This window comes from Brevibacillus sp. SAFN-007a (assembly GCF_051967035.1).
GTDB lineage: Bacteria > Bacillota > Bacilli > Brevibacillales > Brevibacillaceae > Brevibacillus.
Genome location: NZ_JBQCKK010000007.1, coordinates 47,532 through 66,919 on the forward strand (window position 1 = coordinate 47,532; position 19,388 = coordinate 66,919).

Sequence of the window (19,388 nt, forward strand, 5' to 3'; positions counted from 1 at the left end):
GGGTTCCTTCATGAATGAGTAATATTACCCTACCATATGTATTTCTCTCTTTGTCCGTGCCGGATCGATCGTACAATCCGCAGCAAGTCTCCCGCTGCTTTCCCGGGCGAGTCGGCCCGGCTGATCGCGCTGATGACGGCGACGCCATCGGCTCCCGCGCGTAGCACCTGCTCTGCATTCTCAAGCGTGATCCCGCCGATGCCCACGATCGGCAAGTCGCTGCCGACAGCCTCGCGGATGGCGCGAAGTCCCTCGGGTCCAATCGGCTCGCCCGCATCCGCCTTCGAGGAAGTGGCGAACATCGCGCCTACGCCGATGCAGTCCGCTCCGCCTTTTTTAGCCGCGAGCGCTTCCTCCACCGTCCCTGTCGACACGCCGATGTACATGGCTTCGCCTACTTTGGCTCTCACCTCGGACAATTGCATGTCATCCTGTCCGACGTGGACCCCGTCCGCCTGCAAGCGAACCGCCAGCTCCACATCGTCATTGACGAAAAACAATGCTTGCGATTCGCGGCACAGCTTTTGGAGCTGCCGCCCCAGCTCATGACGCTCTTCAGGCGTCAGCTTGCTGCCTTTGTCACGCAGTTGCACGGTACCGACTCCGCCCGCAAGCGCCTCGCGAACGATCTCGATGGTCTTTTCGCTGGAAAATCCGCAGTCCTGGGTGCCAATCACGAAGTAAACGCCCATCTTATCTCGAAGTGTTTGCCTGTCTTTCATTTTCCATTCCCCTCCCAATGATCCAATGCCGCGCGATACGCCATAGCGGCTGCCTTCACATCTTTTGCATCGGTGATTCCCGATAGCACGGCAATTCCCGCGCAGCCTGCGGCGAGCACCTCACGAGTCCGCTCCGGCGTAATCCCGCCCAATCCGATCACAGGAATGGCCCACGCCGCCGTTATTTTCATCAGTTCGCCCGTCCCTCTGGGCGCGAGGTTCGGCTTCGAGCCGCTCGGAAAAATATGTCCGTACATCAAATAGTCTGCCCCTGCTGCCACTGCCTGCTCGGCTTCCGCAAAGGAATGAACGGAGCGACCTACTTTTTGTTCCCGCCGCAATACCTGCCGGGCGTCGCCAACCTCCAGGCTGTGGTAAGCAAGATGGGCGCCTGCACAACCTGAGGCGACACTCACATCGACCCGATCGTTGACCAATAGACTTGCGAGCGGAACCACATTCGCCAAAGCCCGAACCCAGTCCATACACTCCCTGGCCGTTCGCTGCTTTTCGCGAATATGCAGGTAATCCATCCCTCCGGCATAGGCCGCCTCGGCCATCCGCAGCACCTCTTCGAGCGTTTGTCTGCCGTTCGTGATGACGTGAAGCTCCCGGCTACTGCGCATCTGTATTGGCACCGTCCCCGGCCAACGCTGTCAAGCATTCCTGCAACCATTGCGTCGTCTTGTCGTCTTTTTCGGCAGGCGCTTGCGCGAGCAATTCCGCGACCAGTCTCCGCACGAAAAACGCTTGCTGCACCGTCAGTGGAAAGGTAATCGTTTTGGGCTTGGTCGCTTGTTTCTCCAGCGTCTCCACTCCGGCCAAAAGCCGATCTCCGATGGATTCGACCAGCTCGCGAAGCTGCTCGTTTTGCTTCAGCTCGTCATAGCATCCGTCGTAGAGTCGGCACAAAATCAAAAACGCCTGTGACGACATGGTCACCGGCTGTACGTCATGCATCGGTTCCGTCATACGGTTTTTCCCCTCCACTCGCTTGAAAAACAAAACCATTATAACACAACTCGTCTGGAATCGAAGCATTTGCTGCGCGGGCCTGGCTTGTGAAAAGCAGAAAAAAACCGCTGAAAGCTCAGCGGTCTTTGGCGGTACCTTCGTTACGGTCATTGTGGTGAGATTGGCGCAGGTTCGTGTTCTGATCGTTGTGATCGAGCGTTTTCCCGCGGTTTTTCCCCAAGTCCTTGCTGTTGTTGTTTTTGCTCATCGGATTCACCTCCTGTGGTCATTTGCCCACAGGATAGCGTAACCCGTTTGGCACGGTTTATTCGTGAACGGTCTGATGCCGGGCTCGTTTCCACAGCGCATGGGCAAGCGCAAAAGGCAGACGCCAGCCAAGCAGAAAGGCCAACGTCACGAAGTAGGTCACGCCGGCAAAAATGAGCGTGATCGGCACGCCCGTCCACCAGGAACGGATCAATAAGCCAATCGGAGCTGCCAGCGTCCACGTGAACAGCATGGTGAGCAGTTGCCGCCCCCAGGACGAGTAGGCACGTTCTGCATAGGTGCGAAACACGAGGATGGCGATGATCCAGCCGATCAAAAACGGAGCCAGCGTCTCGCCTATTCCCAAAAGTGTGACTGGCAAGTTGTGCGCCAGCTTTCCATAGTAGACAAACAGCAAAAAGGCGACCAGATCCCCGGCAAACAGGACGCAGCCGGCTGGCAAGATGCGGAGTCTCATGTACACCCTCTTTTCTACACGCAACTGAGGTATTCCTCAAGGTTCATCCCTATTGTACACAGGAAGGGTTGGACCTACAATCGCCCCGCCCCTTTCTTCACCAAACAGCAACATTTCCAGCCGCTGCTTCACCTCCGGCCACTCCCTGTCGAGGATGCTGAAAGTAACCGAATCGCGAATGAATCCGTCCCGCATCACCATATGATTGCGGAGCACGCCCTCGCGAATGGCGCCGATGCGGGCGATGGCGCGCTGGGAGTTGAGGTTGCGCGCATCGGTTTTCAACTGGACGCGAATGCAGCCAAGCTCTTCGAAGCAGTGGCGCAGCAAGAGCCATTTGCACTCGGTGTTGACAGCCGTTTTCCAGACGGCGGGGGTCAGCCACGTAAACCCGATTTCCAGTCCGCGATCTTTGCGGGAAATGGCGAGAAACCGCGTGCTGCCGATGACCTGCCCGTCCCCGCGGTTGACGATGGCAAAGGGCAGCTCGGTTTGCTCCGCTTCGTTTTGCATCGCCTGCTCAATAAACGCTTGCGCGTCTTCGCGCGTCTGAATCTCCACCGACATGTACGACCAGATTGACGGAAAAGCCCCCGCAGCAAAAATTCCGTCCGCATGCGCCAGACGCAGCGGCTCCAGTCTGACCCGCTTTCCTTCCAAGGTGACAGGCTCGATTGTTCGCATCGTCGTCTCTCCTATACTGTACTGCCCGGCTGCCCGCGCCATACAGTTTCGCGAAATTTTTCCTATGATAAAGGGGGAGGAAGCCGCTGTCAAGAAGCATCAACACCCCACCCGATAAAAAGGTAGCTTCATCGCCTTTGTTCGTGTACAGTTAAAAGGGAATTACGGGGATGTGGAGGTATCTACAGATGCACGCGAACCTTCGTTCGTTCATCGAACAATTGCGCCGCGCCGGACAAGTCGTGGAAATCGACGCACCAGTCGATCCCTATCTGGAGCTGGCGGAGATTCATCGCAGAGTCATTGCAGAGGGCGGACCCGTTCTGCTTTTCACCAATGTCAAAGGAAAATCGTTTCCCGTGGTCACGAATCTGTTCGGGACCGTAGAGCGGGTCGACATGGCGTTCGGGCCAAAGCCCGAAGCTGTCGTCCGCAGCCTGGTGCACGGGATGGACAAGCTGTTGCCGCCAAAGCTTTCCGGCTTGTGGGAGCTGCGCGAGCCGCTGCTGGAAGTCATGCGCACAGGCACCAAAACCGTGTCTGCCTCGCAAGCGCCGGTGACGCAAATTTCAACCACCGATGTCGACATGACCAAGCTACCTGCCCTGACCAGTTGGCACCTGGATGGCGGCCCGTTCGTCACCTTGCCGCTGGTTTATACAGAGCACCCGGAGACAAAAGAGCACAACCTGGGCATGTACCGCATCCAGATTTACGACAAAAACACGACGGGCATGCACTGGCAAATCCAAAAAGGCGGCGGATTCCACTATCATGAAGCCGAAAAACGGAACCAGCCGCTGCCTGTTACCCTTACGATCGGCGGCCCGCCTGCCCTGATCGTCTCCGCCATTGCTCCACTGCCGGAAATGGTGCCGGAGCTGGTTTTCGCTTCGCTCTTGATGGGCGACAAGCTGAAAATGACGGAGGTACCGAACCATCCGCACCGGATCGTCGCGGAAGCCGAATTTGTGTTCGCGGGAGAAGTTCCTCCGCACATCAGACGCCCGGAGGGGCCTTTTGGCGATCACTTCGGCTACTACTCCTGGGAGCACGACTTCCCGGTGTTCAACGTGAAGCAGATGTGGCACCGCAAAGACGCCATCTATCCGGCCACCGTCGTCGGGAAGCCGCGTCAGGAGGACTATTACATCGGGGAATACTTGCAGCGGCTGCTGTCGCCTCTCTTCCCTGTCGTCATGCCGGGTGTCAAAGCGCTCTGGACGTATGGCGAGACAGGCTTCCACGCGCTCGCCGGCGCGATTGTGCGCGAAAGCTACTATAAAGAAGCCATGGCGCATGCTTTCCGCATCATGGGAGAAGGCCAGCTGACGTTGACGAAGTTTTTGATGGTGAGCGATGTGCCGTGCGACCTGGGCAATTTCAAGCATTTTCTTGAAATCGTCCTGGCTCGCTTCCAGCCGGAACGCGACCTGTTGATCGTCAACGACACGTCGAACGATACGTTGGACTATACCGGTCGGAAGCTGAACCACGGCTCCAAAGGAATCATGCTCGGCATCGGCGACCCAGTGCGGGAGCTGCCGCGGGCGTATCAGGGCCATGGCATTCCGAGCATGACCGACATTCGCGCGTTTTGCCCCGGATGTCTCGTCATTTCCGGGCCAAGCTTCAGCGAAAGACCGGAGCTGGGCGAGGAGCTGCTGCCCTATCTCAACGAAAATCTCGCGGACTGGCCGATGATCTGCATTGTGGATGATGCCGCGATCGCCGAGCAGCAAAGCAGCTTCCTGTGGACCGTGTTCACTCGTTTCGATCCGGCCCACGATCTGTATGCCAAATCGACGATTGTCCGCAACAAAATCCGCTACGAAGGGCCGCTGGTTGTCGATGCGCGGATGAAGCCTTTCTATCCGGATGAAGTAGAGACGCTTCCGGAAATTTCGGCTTTGGTCGACAAACGCTGGAACGAATATTTTCCAAAAGCATAGCATCGCCCCCTGCATACGTCTGGAACGGATCGTTCCGGACGTTCTTTTTTTGTCCGGGAAAAAGCTGTACTCAGGGCTTCTGTCCTCCCATATAATGTTACACCTTGTATTCAAGACAACCTGGGGCGATTGTCTGAATACCGGTGATTTTGTCAAAAAAGGAGGAACGAAATGAAGACGCAGGCGGACTCTAACGGAATTGTCACCCTGACAAAAGAAGGGGAAGACCAGATCAAGGACAGCCCGCTCAATAATGAAGGGCTGCGACCGACCACCAAAGCGGAGCATTCCTGGACCGCGTACAACTTTGCCAGCCTTTGGATCGGGATGTCGATCTGTCTTCCCACATACGCGATGGCAGCCGGGTTGATCTCGTTGGGAATGAGCTGGTGGCAGGCGATTTTGACGATTATTCTCGGAAACTGTATTGTCCTTATTCCTATTCTCCTCAACTCCCATGCCGGGACGAAATTCGGCATCCCCTATCCTGTGTTCGCCCGACTCTGGTTCGGCTCCAAGGGCGCCCACATCCCAGCCGTCGCCCGCGGCCTGATCGGAGCTGGCTGGTTTGGCATCAACTGTTGGTTCGGCGGTGCCGCCATCGACACGCTGCTCATGTCGGTGACAGATTGGGCCAGTGTCCCTGGTCATCTGTGGATCGCCTTCTTCGGCTTTTGGCTGTTGAACGTATGGGTAGCCTATCGCGGTCCGGAAGCCATCAAGAAGATGGAAGCCTGGGCGGCGCCGATTCTGATTATCATGAGCCTGGCCTTGCTCGTCTGGGCGCTGACCAAAGCGGGCGGCTGGGGACCGATGTTATCGGCTCCGTCTCGATTCACTTCTACCGGCGAATTTTTACAGGTCTTTTTCCCGGCCCTGACAGGAGCCATCGCCTTCTGGGCAACCATGGCGCTCAATATTCCTGACTTCTGTCGCTACGCGAAAAGCCAAAAAGCGCAAATCATCGGCCAATCCTCTTCCTTGCCGACGACCATGGGCTTCTTCTCCTTTATCGGGGTCGCCGTCGCTTCCGCTACCGTTGTCATCTACGGAGAAGCGCTGTGGGACCCGGCAGCCGTACTGGCCAAGTTCTCGCCATTCGCCATCTTCCTCGGCACGCTCGGCATCATCCTCGCCACGCTGACAACCAACGTGGCGGCCAACATCGTCGCCCCCGCCCGCGCCGTGGAAAACCTCGCGCCACGCCGCCTCTCCTACGAATCCGGAGCGATTATCGCCGGTGTCGTCTCCTTGCTGATGCAGCCATGGTATATCCTCGAAAACTTCGGCAACTACATTTTTCTCTGGCTCGGTACGTATGGCGCGCTGCTCGGCCCGATTGACGGAATTGCCATCGCGGACTACTGGCTCGTGCGCAAACGGCGCATTCACCTGACCGAGCTGTACAAACCGAACGGCATGTACGCCTACAAAACAGGCTTTAACATGCGCGCGATCTGGGCCATGCTGATCGGGATTGCGATTCCGTTTGTCAGCAAGTACATCCCCGGTCTCCATATCATTTGGGATAACGCCTGGACGATCGGACTGCTGATTTCGCTTGCGATCTACACCTGGATGATGAAAAACGACGCTTCGATCATGAGCCAAAAAGCGTACGACCAGATTACTGCCCAGGAAAAGGAGGCGCACGCTTCCTGAAATCCGACTCCGCGCCAAAAAAAGACTGGCACCCTGTACGGTTGCCAGTCTTTTGCTTGTGGCTGCAAAAAAGCACACTACCATTTGAATTGGCTGATCGATTCCTGCAATTCGTGGGACAGCTCGTTCAAATTGTTGCTGGAGCGGGCAATTTCCTGCATCGCAGCGAGCTGCTCCTCTGCTCCGGCGGAGACGGATTGCGTATGGACGGCCGATTCCTCCGACAGCCTGTTCATCTCGTCCATGGCGGAAGCAACCTGCTGCACGCTCGCGGACATTTGCTCGGTAGCTGCCGAGACCTCCTGGATTTGTCCTGCCACATCCCGGGAGGATACCACGATGCGCTGGAAGGTTTCTCCCGCCTCCTGAACGGCGGCCGCCCCTCTTTTCGCCTCTTCGGTCCCTGCCAGCATGACAGAGACGACCTGCGCCGTTTCTTGCTGGATTTCTCCGATCAGGCGGGCGATTTCTCGCGCCGACTCCTCGGATTGTTCCGCCAGTTTGCGAACCTCATCCGCCACGACGGCAAATCCACGGCCCTGCTCTCCAGCCCGCGCGGCCTCAATCGCCGCATTCAGCGCCAGCAGATTGGTCTGGGAGGCGATGCCCGTAATGACATCGACAATTTGCCCGATCGCTTCCGAACGGACGCCGAGCTGCTGGACGAGGTCTGCCGCGTGATTCACGCCTTGGGCAAGCGAATCGATCTGCGCGACCGCCTGTTGAATCCTGCTGTTCCCTTGCTGGGCATCATCCGCAGCCACCGCCGACGCTTCCGACACGGCGCCGGATGTATCCGCAATCCGTTGAATCGCGATGGACATTTCCTCCATAACACGCACGCTTTCCCGCATGCGCTGGGTCTGCACCTCGGCCGATGCCGCAATCTGCTCGACGCTTCCTATCGCCTGCTCGGTTGCCCGCACCGTTTGCGCCACGCTTGCCGACAACTGCTCGGAGGAAGCTGCAACCTCTTCTCCCGCGACTTTTACCTGTTCGATCAAGGAGCGGAAGTTGACGACCAGCTCATTGAAAGCAACCCCGAGCCTGCCGACCTCGTCTTTGGCCAGGTAAGCGACAGGAGCCACCGCCAGATTCCCTTGGGCCAAATCTGCCATGCGGCTGGCGACAACCCGCAGCGGGTCGGAAATCAGCCGGGAAATCAAAAAGCCGAGTGCGCATGCCAGGACAATCGAGGCTCCCCCGACGCCGAGCAAAAGCAGCCCCGCTTTTTCCGAATCTGCCGCGTTTTCCTGTTGAATCGCACTCGCCTGGGAAGACTTGTAGTTCGCCCAATCCAGTTGCTCCTGATTAATCAGGCTGAGCGTTTGGTCTGTGCCCCGGTAGTACGCGTACGCCTCATCGGTCTGATTTTGCTTGAGTAGCTGGATCACCTTGCTCTGGTCCTTGCTGTACCGATCCAGAAGCTCTTTCAGCTTCTTGACGCGCTCTTGCTCCGTTTCGTCCAGGCGAGAGTCCTGGAGGAACTGGAACGTCCTGTCCGCAGAAGCCATTCGCTGATCCAGCTCGGTCTTGTACTGGGCGAGGGCAACCGGGGTCGGAGCGAGAATCATTTTGTAGACCAGCCCGTCAATCGCCTGCATATCTTGCCGCCAGTCGTTGATCCACTTTACGGGAAGCAGTTGCTCCTCATACATGGCCTGCATTCGCTCGCCGGATATTTTCACATGGTAAAACCCTGTCATTCCGACGCCACACAAGAAGACCGCCATCAAGACGATCAAACTGAACATTTTGGCTCTGGTACTGAGGTTACGTAGTAGGTTCATTGCTGTAGAAAATCCTCCCGTGTCCAAAGTAGATAGTTGAAAAACCTCAAATATTGTCTAATCTTACCAAACTCCGACGAATCCGTCGATAGTCTTGGGTGAATTCTCACGATTCGAGGACAGCGAGTAGGGAGATCTCCTTAATTTGCGCGTCAGGCTCATAACAAACATAATAAGTCAGCTCCGGGCTGATCCGGTAGCGAATGCCCCGGTAGCCACAGGCAAGCAACCAGGCCCGCACCTCGTCCCCGGTCCATTCCAGCCATTCCTCGTGCGACAGCTCGGCCGCGCGCCGCTCCAGCGCTTCTGTCGAGTGTCTGTGTCGTAGCGCCTCGCTCCTAAGCTCATTTTCGCCGTAGCGCTCGTCCAGCCAGAACAGCCCCGGCAATGTCAGCTGCTGCTTGAGCACGGCGGCTTTGTCCCCGATGGTTTCCGCGTGACAGATCGCATACTGTGCAGCGACAACCGGATGGCTTACCAGGTACACGCCGGAGCCAAACACAGCCTTGGCGCTGGCTCCATTGGTAAACCGGCGGCGTTCTGCCCGTTCGTAGCGCTGCGCCCTGACTACCCGCAGCGCTTCTTCGTACTCCACTCCCCGATACACCGTCTGCTTCATTGCTGGCCGCTCCTTTTTGGCGTTTTCGCGAATCAAAGTCTTGCCAGAATGCGAAAAAGAAGGAAGACGCATGCCCTACGCCTCCCTCTCCTTGTTTTACGGCAGCAATCTGACCATATCGTCGTACGTCTCCGGGCGACGATCTCGATAAAATTGCCACGTATTCCGCACGTCGCGGATCGTTTCGCGGTTCATGTCCGCCACAATTACCTCGTCCTGGTCGCGATTGCCGACCGCGACAAACTGCCCGCGCGGATCGACCAGGTACGACTGTCCGTAAAATTCCCCCATGTTCCACGGCGCTTCCGTTCCGACGCGGTTAATCGCGGCGACGTAGTAGCCGTTTGCCACCGCGTGTGCGGGCTGTTCGAGCTTCCACAAATACTCGGACAGACCGGCGACGGTGGCGGAAGGATTGAAGACGATTTCGGCGCCGCCCAGGCCAAGCAGCCGCGCCCCTTCCGGGAAGTGGCGGTCGTAGCAGATGTATACGCCGACTTTGGCGAAAGCCGTATCGAACACCGGGTAGCCCAGGTTTCCCGGCTTGAAGTAATACTTTTCCCAAAAACCGCAGCCGCTGCTGCCCACGCCGACATGCGGGATATGCTGTTTGCGGTATTTGCCCAGGTACGCGCCGTCTGCATCAATGACGGCCGCCGTATTGTAATAGGTGCCGATGCCGACCTTTTCGTACACGGGCAAAATCAGCACGGTTCCAAGTTCCCTGGCCAGCGCGGAAAACTGCTGCACAGTCGGGCCATTTGGCACTTCTTCCGCCGATTCATACCATTTCGGGCTTTGTTCCGCGCAAAAATAAGGGCCGTAAAAAATTTCTTGCAGACAGATGATCTGCGCCCCTTTGCCGGCAGCCTCCCGCACCATTTTCACATGCTTTTCGATCGCCTTTTCCTTGTGAAGGTGCACCGGCTCGTCGCCGTGCACGTCATGTTTGGCCTGAATCAGCCCGATCGTCACTTTATCCGCCATCTTGCATCTCCTCCCCCAGCCTTTTGCCTATGGCTATGGTCTGGCAAATGTCGACCGTTTCACGTAGCGGCCCGCCCCCGCATGGCCAACGAACTGCTTGTTGCGGACGACGAACGCGCCGCGGGACAGCACGGAGATGACATCGCCGTAAACCTGCATGCCTTCAAACGGGTTGTAGTCCACATTCATATGGTGCGTCTCCACCGAGATCGTCCGCTGCACAGCCGGATCGAACAAGACGATGTCCGCATCGGAGCCAACCGCAATCGTGCCTTTTTGCGGGAACATGCCGAACAGCTTGGCGACCTTGGTGGAGGTGATGTCCACGAATTGATTCAGGCTGATTTTGCCTTTGCGCACGCCCTCGGAAAAGAGGATGGTCATGCGATCCTCGATGATCGGGCCGCCATTTGGAATCTTCGTGAAATCGCCGCGGCCCAGCTCTTTTTGCCCGGAAAAGTTGAACGGGCAGTGGTCGGAGCCGACCGTTTGCAAAATCCCGTTTTTCAGGGCGCTCCACAGCACGTCCTGATTCCACTTTTCTCGCAACGGCGGGGACCAGACGTATTTCGCCCCTTCGAAATCCGGCTTTTCCAGCGCGGTGATATCCAGCACCAAATATTGCGGACATGTTTCGCCGTAGACGTTCCAGCCTTTTTCGCGCGCCTCGGCGATCCGGCGTACGGCATCGGCGCAGGACACGTGCACGACGTACAGCTGGGCATCCGCCAGCGCCGTAAGCGCAATGGCGCGTCCCGTCGCCTCGCCTTCCGCTTCCGGCGGCCGGGTGTAGGCGTGGTAGATCGGGTCGGTATTCCCTTGCGCAAGCGCCTGCTTGGTCAAGTAATCCAGCACATCTCCGTTTTCGGCGTGCACCTGGACCAAAGCCCCAAGCTCCTTGGCGCGGATCAGCGTCTTGAACAAGGTTTCGTCGTCGGCCATCAGCACGTTTTTGTACGCCATGAACACTTTGAGTGACGTGATCCCTTCGTTGTTCACGACCGATTCCAGTTCTTCCAGCACCTGGTCGTTGGCATCGGACACCATCAGGTGAAAGCCGTAGTCGATGACGGCTTTGCCTCTCGCTTTTTCGTGCCAGGTCGCAATCGCGGAGTGGAGCGAATCGCCTTTGCTGGTCAGGCAAAAGTCTACGATGCTCGTCGTCCCGCCGAATGCGGCTGCCTTTGTGCCTGTAAAAAAGTTGTCGGACGTCACGGTGCCGCCAAACGGCATATCGAGATGCGTGTGCGGATCGATCCCGCCCGGAAGCACGTAGCAACCGGTTGCGTCAACGACCTCCGCATCTGCGACTTGCAGGTCCGCGCCTATGGCGACTATCTTTTCGCCGTCGATCAGCACGTCCGCCTGATACGTGTCTGCCGCCGTCACAATCGTGCCGTTGCGAATCCATTTTTTCATGCCCTTCCTCGCTCCTTTCCCTGCCGTGCCGAAATGAGACAACCCACATTCCTGTACATGCTATGCCGCGGATGTCCCCTTCATGCCACTCCCCCGCTTTCTCACGCCTCGGCGCTGCCCCCGCTCGCCAAGGCGGCCTGGCGCTGATTCCAGGAGAGCGGCGGCTTGCCCGTAGGAATCTCCACCATCTCGATCGTTCCTTCTACCGGACAGACGATCGAGCACAGGTTGCAGCCGACGCAGTCTTCCTCGCGCACCACGAGCCGTTCCTTGCCCGTTGCGGCGTCCTTTGTAATATCAATGCATTGGTGCGACGTGTCTTCGCAGGCGATATGGCATTTGTTGCAGTTGATACAGGTTTCTTCGTGGATGCGGGCGACCACCTTGTAGTTCAGGTTCAAATGGCCCCAGTCCGAATACGTGTGTACAGCCTTGCCGACAATGTCCATGACCGAGGCGATTTGGCGCTGGTCGAGGTAGTTGTTCAAGCCGTCGATCATGTCCTCGACGATCCGAAAGCCGTGGTGCATCGCGGCGGTGCATACCTGCACGCCAGTCGCTCCCATCAGCAAAAACTCGACGGCATCCCGCCAGTTGGAAATGCCTCCGATGCCGGAAATCGGCACGCCGACAAACGGATCGCGGGCGCACTCGGCGACCATGTTCAGGGCAATCGGCTTCACCGCCGGTCCGCAATAGCCGCCATGCGCGCCTTTTCCGTCCACGTGCGGGATCGGCAGCCACTTGTCCAGGTCTACCCCCATCAGGCTGTTGATCGTATTAATCATGCTGATCGCGTCGGCTCCGCCTGCCGTAGCCGCCCTGGCGGTAAAGCGAATATCGGTAATGTTCGGGGTAAGCTTGACGATAACAGGCGTCTGGGCCACTTCTTTTACCCATTCGACCTGCTGGCGAATCAGATCGGGGTGCTGCCCTACCGCCGAGCCCATGCCCCGCTCCGCCATGCCGTGCGGACAGCCGAAGTTCAGCTCCAGCCCGTCGACGCCGATCGCCTCCACTTTTTTGACGATCTCATGCCACGCCTCCTGCTTGTGCTCGACCATGAGCGAGGCGATCAGCGTATGCTTGGGAAACCGCTTCTTCGTCTCCTCCATTTCCTTCAGATTGACTTCCAGCGGTTTGTCCGTAATCAGCTCGATATTGTTGAACCCGAATACCCGCTGCCCGCCAAAAGTCAGTCCGGCAAACCGCGACGTGACGTTGATGATCGGCTCCCCGAGCGTTTTCCAGACAGCTCCGCCCCAGCCAGCCTCGAAAGCACGCTGAACCTGATAGCCCGAATTCGTCGGTGGCGCAGATGCCAGCCAGAACGGGTTCGGGGATTTGATCCCCGCTAGATTGATAGAAAGATCGGCCATGATTTTTCTCCTCCATCTTTTTGGCTGCTAGACTCGTCCTACTCCCCTGCGCTAGTCGAAAAAGCTTCTGGATATTTTACAGAATATTCTTACTACCATTTCTTTAGACAGGCTGCTTCTGGTCGCGGATCGCCTTGTCGATGGCATGAGCGGCACGTTTTCCGTGATTGGCGGCGTCTACGACCATCGCGTCCGTCTTGCCTCCGCCAAAAATCACGTCCCCTGCGGCAAACACCTTCGGATGCGAAGTCCGGTAGGTGCCGTCCTCGACGCTGACGATGCCGTTTTGATGCTGCAAACCAAACTGCTCGATCAAGGACAGATGGCGGTTTTGTCCAATCGCCTTGACGACAAAGTCCACCTCGATGAAAAACTCGCTGCCCGGGATCGGCACCGGACGTTTTCTGCCTTTGGCATCCGGTTCTCCCAGCTCCATCCGGATCAGCTCCAGTCCTGTCACGCGTCCTTGATTCCCCAAAACGCGCGTCGGCGCCACGAGCCAGCGAAACTCCACGCCGTCCTGCTTGGCGAACTCGTATTCGAACTGGTAGCAGCTCATTTCCTGCACCGTTCTGCGGTACAGAATCTGCACATTATCCGCCCCCAGCCGCTTCGAACAGGTTGCGGCGTCAATCGCTGTGTTTCCCGCGCCAATCACGACTACTTTTTTGCCGACCATGTCCGTAGTCAGCGGCTTGGTCTTGGTATTCTCCACCAAGGCAATTGCATCTAATACCCCGTCCAGCTCTTCGCCTGGAATGCGCAAGGAAGGGACGTCGCCCATGCCCACAGCCAGCAGGACCGAATCGTAGGTGGCAACCAGTTCGTCTGGCATGATGTCGACGCCGACCCGCGTGTTCGTCTTGATCGTCACGCCCAATGCCTCGACCTGCTCGACCTCCCAGAGCGATATTTCCTGCGGCAACCGGAAAGACACGATGCCGTATGTGTTCAGCCCGCCTGCTTTTTCCTTTGCCTCGTAGATCGTGACCTCGTAGCCGAGCCGGGCAAGCTCTCGCGCCGCCGACAGCCCGGCTGGTCCCGCACCGATAATCGCCACCCGCTTGCCGTTCGGCTCGCCTTTTTGAAACAAGGCCGCATTGTTGCGGATCGCCCAGTCTGTCGCATGGCGTTGCAATAGCCCGATCAGTATCGGTTTGGAGGCGTGATTGAGTACACAGGCTCCCTCGCACAGCTCTTCCGTCGGGCAGACGCGCGCGCAGCTTGCCCCCACCGGATTGGATTCCATGATCGTTCTCGCAGAGCCGAGCAGATTGCCTGTGGCGATCTTGCGAATGAACGACGGAATGTCAATCGACGTGGGACAAGCCTTGATACAGGGCGCGTCGTAGCAGTACAGACAGCGATTCGCTTCCTCGATCGCTTCCTTCGGCTTTAAGGCGCTTACCACTTCGCTGAAGTTGTTTTGCAGGTCATTCGGGACGCTCATCCATACACAGCCTCCTTGCCAGCTCGAATAAGATGCTTGCTATTAATCAATGTACGGCAGCGTCGATTTATGATTGTTTCATGTCCGATTCCCCCTATGTTCATCGCGAAATCAATCGCCGTAGGCAGTCATGAATGATTTCATGCCCGAATAGGCTTACCGTAAACCACGTCGACAAAGGAGTCTGTCCGCAATGAAGGACTACGCCCGCCAAATCGCCCAGGTCAAGCAACATCTCGCCCAGCTTACCGCGCTGCTGGAAGAACTGGAAGAAGAGCAGCAACGCTATCACGAGCAGCTGGAACAGCGCAAAGCCTACATGTCCTCGCGGGAAATTCTCCAGCTTCTGGAGCAAAAGCAGGTTCGCATCGGCAGCATGGCCACCATCAAGCGCTGGTCGGATCGCGGCTGCCTGGGCGAAGGCGTGGACGAACGGGAAACATTTCCGCTTCTGGCGGGCAAACAGGGGAACAAACGGTTTCTGTATCCGCGCGAGACGGTGTTGGCCTTTTTGTACGAAAAAGGGTTTCTCGCCCCCGCGTACGAAGTGTTGGACCGCGTGCGGCTCCGCCAATCCCGCGAGCGTGCAGACTGGGCCTTGGTCACCGCTGTTTCGCGTCGTGACCTTCGCTTTTTCTATCAAGTCCAATGGGAGACTACAGGAGAGGTCGTGCTGGCGGTACCGGAAGAAGATTTGTTTCTCCCGTAAGGAGGCATTATGGAACTGGCCGTCATCATGCTGGAAAATACCGTGGACAATCAGGAATTGTCCCGACAAATTCGCGATTTTCACAAAAAAAAGGGGCAGCCCCTCGCCATCCGCTTTAGCGAAGCACTGACCCATATTATTTTGGAAGCGCCCTGCCTCTACCTTCCAGACCCGACGCAGCTTGATCCGCGCGCCATTTTGGACGGACACATCCGCCAGACCGCCGGGCACGGGGAAGTCCACCCGCGCTCCAAAGGAAAGACGGTCAACCTCCACCTCGATTCCGAACTGGTTGCGGAGCTGGAGCAAATCCGTGCGCTCGTCAGCAGCAAAACGCAGCAAGAGGTGGTCCGGGAGCTATTCGTGCGCGGCATGCGCGCGTATTTGGCGGAAAAAGAAAGCGGGCAAAGCGAATGACCGACCTGCAGACCTATTTCAGACCTATTTCGATTCACCGTGAAGATAGTTGAAGAAAGGCTGGTCCACCCAAAACTTGTACGTCTCCACGTTCAGCTTGTCGTTCAGCTTTTTCAGGCCCGCCACCACTTTTGGCGATTCTTCGTTCAAGGAGAACGACTGGACAATGTAGCGGCCTTCCTTGATGACATTGTTCGTAATGACCGGATAGTCGGCCAGTTCCGTGCGCGAGTGGTAGAGCGGCTGCCACCAGGAAGCTTTCAAGAGTCCGGTCACGTCTTCCTGATTTCTTTTCGCGTATTTCAGCACCAATGGCTGGAAGCGCTCCTTCTCGGCCTTGCTCGCAAATTCGAAGCTCAGGTCGTATTCTTTCGCGTAGGCGATAAAATTGCCGTTTTCGATCTGCACGACCTGGTAGTCATCTGACTGGGTCGGCTCGCCCCACTCCTTCAAATAGAGGAAGGCGGATGTCTTCGGCTCGAACTGGACTTTGGCGTCGATGCCTTCGCTTTTCAACAGGCCAATCAGTTGAATGGCGTGGGCGATATCGCTGTGTCCGTAAGTAATGGTGCGCTCCGGATCAAAGTGCGGATCGAAGGCAGCGTCCTTTACGTTGTAGCCGGTAATCAGGTTTTGCTTGAGGCCCGTATCGAAGATCTCTTGCAGCTCTCCTGCCTTGATAATCGACGATTCGCTCCAGGCTTGCGCGAGCTTGCCGTAAATGTCCGCGTCTTGCACGCTGCCCAGGTAGTTTTTGTAGTCGCCGTGAAACTCCACGACTTTCCCCAACAGTTGGACAGCCAGCTCTCCGGTCGTGTCCCCGTCTGCCTGGATCGCGGCCAGCGTGCTTGCGGACACAAGCCCGGTGTCAAGGGCAACCGCTATGTCCTGTGCCGCCTGCCGGGAGAGCGCTCCATCCTTTTGGTAGGCAATGCCCGCCGCTTTCAGGGACGCCGCCACTTTGTCCTCGCTGTACGTGTACGCCAGCTCGGCCAAGTCGGCTGCCTTCACAGCCGCACTGATCGCTTCCCAGGCTGCGATTTTCGTCGCTTGCGCCTGCGCTTTTGGAACGTAGCCCTTGGCGCTCGCTTCTGTTTCCGTTATACGTTGGGTAGCGGCGACCACCTTGGCGAGTGCCTGGGAAAACTGCCCGCGCGTCACCGCCTTGTCCAGCGAGATGCCGTATTGCTGCAACAGATAGCTGCCGTACTCCGCCTGAGCCGATACGCTGGCCGCTTCTTTGGCCAGGACGGCAACTGGCGGATTCGCTGCCGCTGCTCCTGCTGTCACCGGGAAAACCAGCGCGGTGATAAGTGCCGCTGTAGTAGAGAGCGGAAGCCACTTGGTTGTTTTACGCATGATCGTTCCTCCTTATCCATCAAGCTTCGCTGTAATAATACTATTCCTATTTATTAACTAGGATATATTGTCCTCTACCATATCACCTGTGCTTACTATGTGTCAATCCCTTCCTGTTCAACAAAAACGCGGCGTTTGTCTCATGCAGAAAAGCAGTTCGCTCCGTCTGTGCCAGCGAACTGCTTTTTCCACTGTTTGGGGTCAGCTCCGACCATTGGTTGACCCGGACAAGGCTCATCCTCCTGTTCCCGATATAGGGGGGCGGCTTTTGTCCCCTTGCTTCGGTGCCTCCTCCGGACGTTTAGAAAAAGCCGCCTCTCGAATGAATGATTTGACCGGTAATCCATTGGGACTCGTCGCTTGCCAGAAAAGCGATCAGACGCGCCGCATCTTCGGGAAGCCCGATTCGACCCATCGGGAAGTGCGGCAGCAGTACCTTTTTCACTTCTTCCGACATCCAGCCGGAATCGGTAGGACCGGGATCGACGGCATTCACCGTCATGTGCAGCGGGGCCAGCTCTGCGGCAAGTGATTCCGTAAAAGCGGAGATGGCCCCTTTTGTCGCGGCATAGGCAAGGTTGCCGGGCATCGGGCCTTTCCCCTGGCCGGAAGTAAGGTTGATGATTCGTCCGCCGAGCGCGCGGTTTGAGGAACGGGCGTTTTTCTCCGCCTCAAGCAAGCGTGCGAATTCCACGGACAGCATGAAGGTCCCCCTGATGTTACACGCACAATGAGCGTCGATCAGCTCCTCATTGATTTGACGGAAATCGGCCTCGACGCTATAGGCGGCATTGTTGACGAGGATCGTCGGCAGCCCCATCGTTTTTTGCACTTCCTCCAACAATTCCGACGCGGCATTTCGTACGGTCAGGTCCACTTTCATATGGGCAGCCTGCACGCCTGATTGCCGCAGTTCTGCTGCAAAAAAATCGGGCCAGCTCTTATCCGCATCTTGTGGATTCATTTCCTGATCGTAGGCATGCAGGTGCGTAAAAAACAGGCTGGCACCTTCGTTCGCCAATGCCCGGCAGATCGCAGCCCCAATTCCGCCCGGACGGCTCGCGCCTGTGACAATGGCAATTTTCCCTTGCAATCTAGTCAATGCAGGTATACCTCCCGTTCAGCCGGAGACGAAAAAGCCGCTCTTTGTATGGAGAGGGATGTCACGCCAACGTGTCAAACGCTTCCTTCATGACGCGGGCGATAAAGTCGATGTCATCGCTGGTTGTCGAAAAAGGCGGCGACAGCGTCAGCACGTTGTTGAAGCCCGGAATGGTGTCGCCGTTGCGGCCGATGATCAGCCCGCGCTTTTTGCATTCGCCGATGACCTGCGTGAGCTTCGCCGGCGCGGCGGGCTCTTTTGTTTTGCGATCCTCGACCATTTCGATGCCCATCAAAAAGCCGAAGCTGCGAATGTCGCCTACATTCGGGTGATCGGCCAGGAAGGCGAGCTTCGCGCGCAATTCGTCCCCGAGCTGCTCGGCGCGCTCCACCAGCTTTTCCTCTTCCATGATCTCCAGGTTTTTCAATGCGAGCGCACAAGCCGCCGGATTTCCGCCAAACGTGTTGACGTGGCGGAAGTGCAGGTTGTTGCCCTGCTCGTTGAACTTGTCGGCGATTTCGACGCGCACCGCCGTGGCCGACAGCGGCAGGTAGGCGCTCGTAATGCCTTTGGCCATCGTGACGATATCCGGCTTGATCCCGAAGTTGTGGTGACCGAATTTTTTGCCGGAGCGACCAAAGCCGCAGATGACCTCGTCGACGATCATCAGCACGCCGTACTTGTCGCAAATCTCCCGTACCTTCGGCATGTACTCGGGCGACGGCACGAGCACGCCCCCGCCGGTAATCGTCGGCTCCATGATGACGGCGGCGACGGTTTTTTCGCCTTCCCAGTTGATGACCTGATCGAAGTATTGGGCGCACTCCAGGTTGCATTTGCCGTACGATTTGCCGGCAGGACAGCGGTAGCAATACGGCGGCGGCACGTGCAAAAATCCCGGGGCAAGCGGCTCGTACTTTTCCTTGCGCACGGCCTGACCCGTGGCGGCAAGCGCTCCCATCGTGTTGCCGTGGTAGGCGCGGTGGCGGGAAATAAATTTATAGCGCCCCGGCTCGCCGTTTTGGTGGTGATACTGGCGGGCAATTTTGAACGCGACCTCGTTCGCCTCCGATCCGCTGTTGGAGAAAAAGACGCGATACTCCTCACCCAGCCACTCGCTCACTTTTTCCGCAAGGCGAATGGCCGGCACATGGCTTTGCGTCAGCGGGAAGTAGGCGAGCTGCTTCAACTGCTCATAGGCGGCATCTGCCAGCTCCTGTCGTCCGTAGCCAACGTTGACGCACCAGAGGCCGGACATGCCGTCCAGGTAGCGGTTGCCGTCGATATCGGTGATCCAGGAGCCTTGGGCGCCTGTCACGATCATCGGATTCGGATTGTAGGGCGACATGTGATGCCACATATACTCGCGGTCTGCCGCAAGCAGGCTGTCCTTGTCATACTCTTGCACCAGTTGATCTTGCTCCATGGCCTTTCGCCT

19 protein-coding genes are annotated in these 19,388 nt (G+C 57.3%); 4 read left to right on the plus strand and 15 right to left on the minus strand.

Features of this window, described 5'->3' with window-relative positions; translation table 11 throughout:
* Positions 1 to 29 precede the first annotated feature (29 nt).
* The 6 genes from thiE to ACTHO6_RS10465 all read right to left on the minus strand — a co-directional run bounded on the left by thiE (position 30) and on the right by ACTHO6_RS10465 (position 3,105).
* Positions 30 to 722 carry a thiamine phosphate synthase gene (gene thiE / locus ACTHO6_RS10440; RefSeq protein ID WP_440241476.1) on the minus strand — a complete coding sequence of 231 codons (693 nt, stop codon included), beginning with the start codon at positions 720 to 722 and terminating at the stop codon, positions 30 to 32.
* Entirely contained in the window at positions 719 to 1,348 is a 630-nt protein-coding gene (locus ACTHO6_RS10445) for a thiamine phosphate synthase (protein WP_440241477.1), read from the minus strand. Before ACTHO6_RS10445 ends, thiE begins: the two co-directional genes overlap by 4 nt.
* Positions 1,338 to 1,694 carry a hypothetical protein gene (locus ACTHO6_RS10450; protein WP_440241478.1) on the minus strand — a complete coding sequence of 119 codons (357 nt, stop codon included), beginning with the start codon at positions 1,692 to 1,694 and terminating at the stop codon, positions 1,338 to 1,340. Before ACTHO6_RS10450 ends, ACTHO6_RS10445 begins: the two co-directional genes overlap by 11 nt.
* 118 nt (positions 1,695 to 1,812) lie before the next feature.
* Entirely contained in the window at positions 1,813 to 1,944 is a 132-nt protein-coding gene (locus ACTHO6_RS10455) for a hypothetical protein (RefSeq protein WP_440241479.1), read from the minus strand.
* Positions 1,945 to 2,001: 57 nt separating this feature from the next.
* The gene (locus ACTHO6_RS10460; protein WP_440241480.1) at positions 2,002 to 2,421 is read right to left on the minus strand and encodes a DUF3054 domain-containing protein; all 420 of its coding nucleotides are present in this window, start codon (positions 2,419 to 2,421) and stop codon (positions 2,002 to 2,004) included.
* Between the two features lie 36 nt (positions 2,422 to 2,457).
* A complete protein-coding gene (locus ACTHO6_RS10465) occupies positions 2,458 to 3,105 on the minus strand; it encodes a GNAT family N-acetyltransferase (RefSeq protein ID WP_440241481.1) in 648 nt (215 codons plus the stop codon).
* Positions 3,106 to 3,293: 188 nt separating this feature from the next.
* Here ACTHO6_RS10465 and ACTHO6_RS10470 point away from each other — a divergent pair, with 188 nt between their 5' ends.
* On the plus strand, positions 3,294 to 5,057 hold the full coding sequence (locus tag ACTHO6_RS10470; protein WP_440241482.1) for a UbiD family decarboxylase: 1,764 nt from the start codon (positions 3,294 to 3,296) through the stop codon (positions 5,055 to 5,057).
* A gap of 171 nt (positions 5,058 to 5,228) precedes the next feature.
* The gene (locus ACTHO6_RS10475) at positions 5,229 to 6,719 is read left to right on the plus strand and encodes an NCS1 family nucleobase:cation symporter-1 (RefSeq protein WP_440241483.1); all 1,491 of its coding nucleotides are present in this window, start codon (positions 5,229 to 5,231) and stop codon (positions 6,717 to 6,719) included.
* Positions 6,720 to 6,796: 77 nt separating this feature from the next.
* Here ACTHO6_RS10475 and ACTHO6_RS10480 read toward each other — a convergent pair whose 3' ends face one another.
* The 6 genes from ACTHO6_RS10480 to ACTHO6_RS10505 all read right to left on the minus strand — a co-directional run bounded on the left by ACTHO6_RS10480 (position 6,797) and on the right by ACTHO6_RS10505 (position 14,363).
* The gene (locus ACTHO6_RS10480) at positions 6,797 to 8,509 is read right to left on the minus strand and encodes a methyl-accepting chemotaxis protein (RefSeq protein WP_440241484.1); all 1,713 of its coding nucleotides are present in this window, start codon (positions 8,507 to 8,509) and stop codon (positions 6,797 to 6,799) included.
* Between the two features lie 106 nt (positions 8,510 to 8,615).
* A complete protein-coding gene (locus tag ACTHO6_RS10485; RefSeq protein WP_440241485.1) occupies positions 8,616 to 9,128 on the minus strand; it encodes a hypothetical protein in 513 nt (170 codons plus the stop codon).
* Between the two features lie 96 nt (positions 9,129 to 9,224).
* Positions 9,225 to 10,115, minus strand: coding sequence for a nitrilase-related carbon-nitrogen hydrolase (locus tag ACTHO6_RS10490; RefSeq protein WP_440241486.1), 891 nt, complete (start codon positions 10,113 to 10,115; stop codon positions 9,225 to 9,227).
* A gap of 33 nt (positions 10,116 to 10,148) precedes the next feature.
* Complete coding sequence (gene hydA, locus ACTHO6_RS10495) at positions 10,149 to 11,534, minus strand: dihydropyrimidinase (protein ID WP_440241487.1); 1,386 nt, start codon at positions 11,532 to 11,534, stop codon at positions 10,149 to 10,151.
* A gap of 101 nt (positions 11,535 to 11,635) precedes the next feature.
* Positions 11,636 to 12,913, minus strand: a complete 1,278-nt coding sequence (preA, locus tag ACTHO6_RS10500; protein WP_440241488.1) for an NAD-dependent dihydropyrimidine dehydrogenase subunit PreA — start codon at positions 12,911 to 12,913, stop codon at positions 11,636 to 11,638.
* 103 nt (positions 12,914 to 13,016) lie between these two features.
* A complete protein-coding gene (locus ACTHO6_RS10505) occupies positions 13,017 to 14,363 on the minus strand; it encodes an NAD(P)-dependent oxidoreductase (protein WP_440241489.1) in 1,347 nt (448 codons plus the stop codon).
* 193 nt (positions 14,364 to 14,556) lie between these two features.
* Between ACTHO6_RS10505 and ACTHO6_RS10510 the strand changes: the two genes are divergently transcribed.
* Positions 14,557 to 15,072 (plus strand): hypothetical protein, encoded by a 516-nt coding sequence (locus tag ACTHO6_RS10510; RefSeq protein WP_440241490.1) that lies wholly within the window; start codon positions 14,557 to 14,559, stop codon positions 15,070 to 15,072.
* Positions 15,073 to 15,081: 9 nt separating this feature from the next.
* A complete protein-coding gene (locus tag ACTHO6_RS10515) occupies positions 15,082 to 15,489 on the plus strand; it encodes a hypothetical protein (RefSeq protein ID WP_440241491.1) in 408 nt (135 codons plus the stop codon).
* Positions 15,490 to 15,513: 24 nt separating this feature from the next.
* On the opposite strand, the gene ACTHO6_RS10520 is transcribed toward ACTHO6_RS10515, so the two are convergent.
* The 3 genes from ACTHO6_RS10520 to ACTHO6_RS10530 all read right to left on the minus strand — a co-directional run bounded on the left by ACTHO6_RS10520 (position 15,514) and on the right by ACTHO6_RS10530 (position 19,376).
* Positions 15,514 to 16,848 carry a hypothetical protein gene (locus ACTHO6_RS10520; RefSeq protein WP_440241492.1) on the minus strand — a complete coding sequence of 445 codons (1,335 nt, stop codon included), beginning with the start codon at positions 16,846 to 16,848 and terminating at the stop codon, positions 15,514 to 15,516.
* A 301-nt stretch (positions 16,849 to 17,149) separates the two neighbouring features.
* Entirely contained in the window at positions 17,150 to 17,950 is an 801-nt protein-coding gene (locus ACTHO6_RS10525; protein WP_440241493.1) for an SDR family oxidoreductase, read from the minus strand.
* Between the two features lie 61 nt (positions 17,951 to 18,011).
* Positions 18,012 to 19,376 (minus strand): aspartate aminotransferase family protein, encoded by a 1,365-nt coding sequence (locus ACTHO6_RS10530; protein ID WP_440241494.1) that lies wholly within the window; start codon positions 19,374 to 19,376, stop codon positions 18,012 to 18,014.
* Between the last annotated feature and the right edge of the window lie 12 nt (positions 19,377 to 19,388).